Below are 1,395 nucleotides of genomic sequence, written 5' to 3'. Positions count from 1 at the left end.
GGTGGCACACCACGCCCGCCATCGCCGACGACACCGGCCGGATCCTGGGCGCGGGCCGGATCACCGGCCTGCTGGCCGGCTATCTGACGGCGCTCGTCGTGCTCCAGATGGCGCGCGTACCGGCGCTGGAGCGGCGGGTCGGCTCCGACCGGGTGGCCCGCCGGCACGCGATGACGGGCCGGTACACGCTGTCCCTGGTCGTGGCGCACGTCTTCCTCACCATGTGGGGGTACACGCGTCAGGCCGGCGGGTCGCTCGGGGACATCGTGCGGCAGACCGCCGACTCCGTCGGCCGGCTCCCGGACCTGGGCAAGGCCGCCGGCGGCACGGGTCTGTTCGTGGTCATCGGGCTGACGTCGATCGGCCCGGTCCGCCGCCGGCTGCCGTACGACGCCTGGTACCACCTCCACCTGCTCACCTACGCGGCGGTGTTCCTGACGTTCTGGCACCAGATCTCCACCGGCAACGACTTCGCGGTGGAGCCCGCCGCCGGGACCTTCTGGTACGGCCTGTACGGCACGGTCACCGCGCTGGTGGTCTGGTACCGCGTCCTCACCCCGGTCCGGCTGAACCTGCGGCACCGGCTGCGCGTGACGGCGGTCGTCGAGGAGGCGCCCGGCATCGTGTCGGTGCTGATCGGCGGGCACCGGCTGCACCGGATGGGCGCGGAGGCGGGCCAGTTCTTCCGCTGGCGGTTCCTCGCCCCGCGACTGCGCTTCAGCTCGCACCCGTACTCGCTGTCGGCCGCGCCGCGCCCGGACACCCTGCGGATCACGGTGAAGGCGAACGGCGACCACAGCGCCCGGCTGCGGCAGCTGGCGCCCGGCACCCGGGTGTGGGCGGAGGGCCCGTACGGCGCCCTGACCGCGCGGCGCCGCAGCCGGGGCAAGGTGCTGCTGGTCGCGGGCGGGGTGGGCATCACGCCGATGCGCGCCCTGTTCGAGACGCTGCCGGGGGCCGCCGGGGACCTCACCCTGCTGTACCGGGCCGGCACCACCCGGGACCTGGCGCTGTGGGACGAACTGGCGGCGATCGCGAAGGAGCGGGGCGCCCGGCTGATGTACGCGGTGAACAGCCCCGGCGGCGAGCGCCCGGACATCTCCGCGCACAGCCTGCGGCGGAGGATCCCGGACCTCGACCGGCACGACGTCTTCCTGTGCGGTCCGCCCGGGTTCGCCCGGTCGGTGTACGAGGCCCTGCGCGAGGCGGGGGTTCCCGCCCGCCGTATCCACCACGAGTCGTTCGAGATGTGAGCGGAGCCGCGAGAGCGATGAGGAAGAACCACCCCGTACGGCGGACCGTGCTGGCCGCCGCCGCGACCGTCTCCGGTGTCGTCCTGCTGCTGTCCCTGAAACCGGCGTCGGATCCGGACGTCGCTCCGGCCGCGGGCGCCGC

Annotated in this window: 1 protein-coding gene; it reads left to right on the top strand. The window is 74.4% G+C overall.

Annotated elements, in window-relative coordinates; all coding sequences use genetic code 11:
* Positions 1-1,253: ferric reductase-like transmembrane domain-containing protein (locus H5J33_RS35270; RefSeq protein ID WP_181798719.1), on the top strand; the 1,253-nt coding region annotated here is incomplete at its 5' end.
* Positions 1,254-1,395 lie beyond the last annotated feature (142 nt).

This window comes from Streptomyces sp. WELS2 (assembly GCF_013870595.1).
Taxonomy (GTDB): Bacteria; Actinomycetota; Actinomycetes; order Streptomycetales; family Streptomycetaceae; genus Streptomyces.
The sequence above is the reverse complement of the archived record's forward strand: the minus strand, read 5'-3'. Positions and strand labels throughout refer to the sequence as shown.